The following is a 5486-nucleotide window of genomic DNA, read 5'->3' on the forward strand; positions in this document are numbered from 1 at the left end:
CTTGCCGACCGTGACGTCGAAATCGTTGCAGATCGAGGCGTGCATGCTCACGTGCTCGCCGCCGAGTGGGAATCCATCTGCCAGAGCATGGAGGCGAATTTTCGGCGTGGAAAGTATGAAGCCGGCGTGCTGCTGGGTGTCGAGCAGGTAAGCGAACTGCTCGAAAGGCACTTTCCCGCCAGGCAGGACCGGCGAAGTGAGTTACCGAGCAAGCCGGCTGTATTGTGATACCCGACAGGGAACCCGGATTGACGCAGCTTGCGCAACGCCTGACAGGATGCAGCGCGGTAGTGTCCGCGAAACGGATGATCTGGCTTGATGATCAGAAGGAGGGGGCATGTCGATTGATTTCACGAGTTTCACGCCCGGTCTGTCACTGGCTGGCGGCCTGGTGATCGGCGCTGCGGCTGCCGTGCTCGTCTTGTTCAACGGGCGCATCGCCGGCATCAGCGGCATTCTCGGTGGCCTGCTGGGTGCGCCACAGAAAGACGCAGGTTGGCGCGTTGCTTTTCTTGCAGGGCTGATTGGATCGCCTGTGCTGGCGGCCATGCTGGGTCGCCCGATCGCGCCGGATATCCAGGCCGGATGGAGCGAAATACTCGTCGCTGGCTTTCTGGTTGGCATCGGCACGCGTTACGCGAGCGGTTGCACCAGCGGCCATGGCGTCTGCGGCATCTCGCGAGGGTCTATCCGATCGCTCGTCGCGACGGCGACATTCATGGTGAGCGGCTTTCTGACCGTATTCGTTTCCAGACATCTGCTGTGAGGGTGAAATGGTTTTGCTTACGGCATTACTTGGCGGGCTTCTGTTCGGCGTTGGTCTGATGGTGTCCGGCATGGCCAATCCGGCAAAGGTGCTGGGATTTCTCGATCTCGCGGGACGATGGGACCCGTCACTTGCATTCGTGATGGCCGGGGCGATAGCCGTCGGCTCAATCGCGTTCCTGTTTGCGCAACGCCGCAAAAGATCGCTGCTGGGTCTGCCCATGCAGATTCCAGCCAGCTCCGCCGTGACGTTGAGGCTCGTGGTGGGAAGCGCAGTGTTCGGCATCGGCTGGGGGCTCGCTGGATTTTGCCCGGGGCCTGCACTGGTCGCCTTGGGCGCCGGCTTTGGGAAAGGGTGGGGTTTTGTGGCCGCGATGGTCTGCGGCATGGCCGTGTTCGAGATTCTCGAGCGCGCGAAGCTGAGTCGGCAGCAGGCCTGAATGCTGGATATCGCTTTACGTGGGCGCGGGAGTCCAGTCACCGGTCCGCCATTCGATTGCCGGAATCAGGCCGAGATCGTCGAGCATGGCGGGACGCAGATCCGAGGCGATCCGTCGAACACAAGTGACAAGCTGATCGATCAGCGTGTAATCCAACCGACCATCCAATAGGGTTCACCGGCGCCGTTCCATAACGCCTGCCCACGAGACTGTACCCACAGGAACTCGTCGGACCACGTGCGCACCCGATATTCAACGTCGTATGGGTGCTTGTGTTCGAGATGCGCCGCGAGCCTGGCTTTGACGCGGTCGATGTCGTCCGGGTGACGATATAGCCGAAGCAATTTCATCAACTCCCGTTAGCCCAGTTCGCCGAACATCCCAACAAGCCAGTCGATGAAAATTCTTACGCGTTGACTGAGGTAGCGGTTGCGGGGATAAACGACGTGGTAAGGGTACGGTGGTGGTTCCAAACCCTGCAGGAACGAAACCAGTTGGCCGGTCTCTATGAAAGGCCGTACCTTGAAAGTGAAGATCTGAATGACGCCAACCCCAGCCAGACCTGCCGCAAGGGTGATATATGCGCGAAACTACGCGCCGGGACCTGCACGGCACATAGGCATATATCGCTGAGACGAACGGAGTGTAGGCGCGCACCGATGCAAGATAAACGGCGTATCCTGGAAACATCCTCCAGCGCGCTGGATAGTGCGGCGTCAACCTTCACAGCTTGTATTCGTGGCGCCAACACCCGGTGGACGTCGGTGACTGCGCTATCCGTGACTGCGAGAGCGTACAAAGGCGACGGAGTTGGCCGGTCGGTGCGACCATGCCCGATCGGAGAGTGCCACGGGTCGACAATTTCCAGTGGGTAATTGACAGCCGCAGAGGACGCGACCGATCGACGGAAAACGATGATCCGGCGAGCAGTGCGCCGAAAACCGAATGGCCGCTGCAACTTCGACCTGAGCCATCGGCATCCCAACGTCCGCTTCGGCCGAGATCGAGTCAATCGGCTTGGCAGTGCACCGGCGAGATTGCCCTCGGCCGTCCAGCGAAGTTTCCGAGTCTATTGCTCAATTTTCACGGTCTATTGTGCAGGGACAGCCATCAGGCGCAGTCCAAGAGGATTTGTCCTTGAATTATTGAACGAACAGTCATAAACTTCCGTGCATGACCGATCACACCACACCTCGGCGCGCGAGCGCCGCCAAGGCGGAGGGAACCTGTCCGCGTGGCCGCCCGCGCGAATTCGATACGGCAGCCGTGCTCACCGAGGCGAGCAAGGTGTTCTGGCGCAACGGTTTTCACGGGACATCCGTCGACGATCTCTGCAACGCGACGGGCGTGCTGCGCGGCAGTCTGTACGGCGTGTTCGGCGACAAGCACGGCATCATGATGGCCGCGCTCGATCATTACGCGGAAGGAGCGATCGCCGGCCTCGTCGAGCGCCTGAACGCGAATGTCCCGCCCGATGTCGCGCTGCGCAATGCGCTGCTGCATCACACGCGCACCGCGTCGTCGCTGAGCGGCTGCTTCATCACCAATAGCACGCTCGAACTGCAACCCGACGACGAAGCGCTGCACGCAAAGATCCGCGCAATCCAGCGGCGCGTCGTCACGCTGCTCGCGGCGGCCGTGATCCGCGGTCAGGCCACGGGTGTATTCAACGGCGACCTCGATGAAAAGGCGGCCGCGGATTTTCTGCTGTGCATGACGCAAGGCTTGCGTGTGCTCAACAAATGCAAGCGCAAGGAAGACGAACTGAAAGCGGTCGTCGACATCGCGATGCGCGCGCTCACCTGAAATTTTTTTCTCGAATTTTTGAACGTTCAGTCATGAATGATAGATGCATGAAAGCGTCGGGCGTGAGTTTGCCGTCCGCGTCCCGGCCCGGCGTCGACAGCGCGGAGCCGCGCGTCGAGGTGCAAGGGCAGCAGCGTTTCGAGCGGCAAGGGCTTGCGTTGACCGTGCTGTTCGTCGGCGCCTTTCTCGCGCCGCTCGACTATTTCATCGTCAATCTGGCGCTGCCCGCGATCCACACGGGCCTGAACGCCAGCGACGCGCAATTGCAGCTGATCGTGTCCGCCTACGCGTCGGCGTACGCGGTGTTGCTGATCACGGGCGGGCGGCTCGGCGACCTGTTCGGCAGGCGGCGCATGTTCATGACGGGGATGGCGGGCTTCGTCGTCGCGTCCGCGCTGTGCGGTTTTGCGCCGAATGGTCACGTGCTCGTGATCGCGCGCATCGTGCAGGGCATGGCTGCCTCGGTGATGGCACCGCAGGTGCTCGCGACGGTGCGGGCCGTCGTGCCGCTGCATCAGCAGACTCGTGTGATGGGCTTTTACGGCTTCGTGTTCGGACTCGCGTCGATCGTCGGGCAGCTGGGCGGCGGTGCGCTGATCACCTTCCAGCCGTTCGGTCTCGACTGGCGCGCCATTTTTCTGATCAACATTCCCGTCGGCGTGCTGGCGTTTATCGGCGCGTGGAAGTACGTGCCGGAAAATCAGTCTGCGACGCGCGAGGGCATCGATCTGAAAGGCGTCGCGCTGCTGTCGCTGGTGCTGATCCTGCTGATCTATCCGATGACGCACGGCCGCGAAGCCGGCTGGCCGTGGTGGACCTTCGCGATGTTCGCGCTCGCCGTGCCTGCGCTTGCCGCGTTCATTGCCACTGAACGTCGCGTCGAGCGCAGCGGCGGCAGCCCGCTCGTCGATCTCCAGCTGTTCCGCAATCCGGCTTTTTCGACGGGGCTCGTGCTCGCCTTTCTGTTCTATTGCAATAGCGCGTTCTTTCTCACGTACGGCATCTATCTGCAGACGGGTTTGCACTGGACGCCGCTGCAATCCGGCATCGCGATCATGCCGTTCGCGCTCGGCTTCGTCGCCGGGCCGCTGACGTCGCCCGCGGTGGTGCGGCGCATCGGGGCTCATGTGCTGACGCTCGGCTTTTCGATGATGGCGCTTGGTTTCGCGGTGACGGGCTGGGCTGCGACGCACGCGGCGCTCGGTGCATCGTTTTATGCCGGGCTCGTTCTTGCCGGCGTCGGGCAAGGGCTCGTGTTGCCGTCCATCATGCGCATCGTGCTCGGCGAAGTGGAGCCGGCGAAGGCGGGGCTTGCATCGGGCGTGGTGACGTCGACGCTACAGATCGGCTCGGCGTTCGGCACGGCTGCCATTAGCGGCGCGTTCTTTGGCGCGTTGTCGGCGAACGCATCGGCGGCCGGCTATGCGTATGCGTTCCAGCGCAGCCTTGCGATCAACGCGATTTTGATGGTGATCTGTATTGCGCTCAGCGTGACGTTGGTCCGGCATCAGCAGCGCGCTTCCTTGCGGGCGATCAAGGCCGCTTAGGGAAAATCCCGAGCGGCTGCATTTTTGTTTTTTGACGGAACAAAAATACGCGTGAAAATCATCTGATAACGTTTTCAGCGTATGCGTCATACGATTGCAGCCATGGTGCATTGCGCATTGCAACTAATGTTTCTCGTTCAGCAGTGATGCGCTTATTCACAGATGGCGGCGTTCAAGCGTGGCGCATGGTTTTTAGACCGGTAATAACGCGCAGAATGTCAGTATCGTGACGGTGGGTGGCCGGGCGTATTTACGTATACCCTGAACACTCGCCTAAACTGCGGTTCGGACCGTGCTGCGCGACAACATGCCGCCTTTACTGACAGGCGATTGCCGGACTAAACAATAAAGGACGAACGTTCGAGATATCTGCCTGTCTATTTCGGTTTTGCTGCAAACGCTTCCAATAAAAATTACTTGCTGCCGAAATATTCGATTGTTAATCTTCCCCCACTCTTAATAATTCGTTGGACGGCGGTGCGTTTATGGCAGTGAATTTCCAGCCAGCCTAATGCTTATAACGGGGACATCCATGCTGACTGCTACTTTCGACGCATTTGACACGACGCAAACGGTGCAAATCATGGTCGGTGACGTGGTGACGCTCAAAGCGGGCGGGCCGCGGATGACGGTGACTTATGCCGGGGCGATTGCCCGGAAAACGGGAGAATGGCTCGTTTGCCAATGGTTCGATGACCATGGCGAATTGCGGCAGGAAACCTTCGGGCAGGATGAGGTGTGGCGGCAGCCACGGTCAATTCCGGCGGGGTTGGTGCATAAGTTTGTGCGTGGGGTTTCTGTTTGAACGTGGGGGGCTTTGTCGCTCTGCGGTTTGGTTGTTTGGCCTTTGCGCTGGCATCCGCGCTACGTTTCCGTGCTTCACGCGTTGCCCCTGTGCGGGGCGGCACCTACTTTTCTTTGCCGCCGC

The 5486-nt window shown here is 60.4% G+C and carries 6 protein-coding genes and 1 pseudogene; 5 read left to right on the plus strand and 2 right to left on the minus strand.

Annotated elements, in window-relative coordinates; genetic code table 11:
- Positions 1 to 337 precede the first annotated feature (337 nt).
- Together KFO72_RS41110 and KFO72_RS41115 are read left to right on the plus strand one after the other, a co-directional pair.
- Positions 338 to 766, plus strand: coding sequence for a YeeE/YedE family protein (locus KFO72_RS41110; protein ID WP_060606390.1), 429 nt, complete (start codon positions 338 to 340; stop codon positions 764 to 766).
- Between the two features lie 7 nt (positions 767 to 773).
- On the plus strand, positions 774 to 1205 hold the full coding sequence (locus tag KFO72_RS41115; RefSeq protein ID WP_060606394.1) for a YeeE/YedE family protein: 432 nt from the start codon (positions 774 to 776) through the stop codon (positions 1203 to 1205).
- A gap of 33 nt (positions 1206 to 1238) precedes the next feature.
- Here KFO72_RS41115 and KFO72_RS41120 read toward each other — a convergent pair.
- Both KFO72_RS41120 and KFO72_RS41125 read right to left on the minus strand, forming a co-directional pair.
- Positions 1239 to 1531 (minus strand): annotated as a pseudogene (locus KFO72_RS41120) (PAS domain-containing protein); the annotation flags it as partial.
- A 33-nt stretch (positions 1532 to 1564) separates the two neighbouring features.
- A complete protein-coding gene (locus tag KFO72_RS41125) occupies positions 1565 to 1783 on the minus strand; it encodes a LysR substrate-binding domain-containing protein (RefSeq protein WP_082434061.1) in 219 nt (72 codons plus the stop codon).
- Positions 1784 to 2378: 595 nt separating this feature from the next.
- Here KFO72_RS41125 and KFO72_RS41130 point away from each other — a divergent pair.
- The 3 genes from KFO72_RS41130 to KFO72_RS41140 all read left to right on the plus strand — a co-directional run bounded on the left by KFO72_RS41130 (position 2379) and on the right by KFO72_RS41140 (position 5363).
- Positions 2379 to 3011 (plus strand): TetR/AcrR family transcriptional regulator, encoded by a 633-nt coding sequence (locus tag KFO72_RS41130; protein ID WP_054934993.1) that lies wholly within the window; start codon positions 2379 to 2381, stop codon positions 3009 to 3011.
- 47 nt (positions 3012 to 3058) lie between these two features.
- Entirely contained in the window at positions 3059 to 4558 is a 1500-nt protein-coding gene (locus tag KFO72_RS41135) for an MFS transporter (protein WP_225034498.1), read from the plus strand.
- Between the two features lie 532 nt (positions 4559 to 5090).
- Positions 5091 to 5363 carry a YodC family protein gene (locus tag KFO72_RS41140; RefSeq protein WP_062917415.1) on the plus strand — a complete coding sequence of 91 codons (273 nt, stop codon included), beginning with the start codon at positions 5091 to 5093 and terminating at the stop codon, positions 5361 to 5363.
- The last annotated feature ends 123 nt before the right edge of the window (positions 5364 to 5486 follow it).

It is taken from the genome of Paraburkholderia sp. XV (assembly GCF_020177535.1).
Classification (GTDB): domain Bacteria; phylum Pseudomonadota; class Gammaproteobacteria; order Burkholderiales; family Burkholderiaceae; genus Paraburkholderia; species Paraburkholderia caribensis.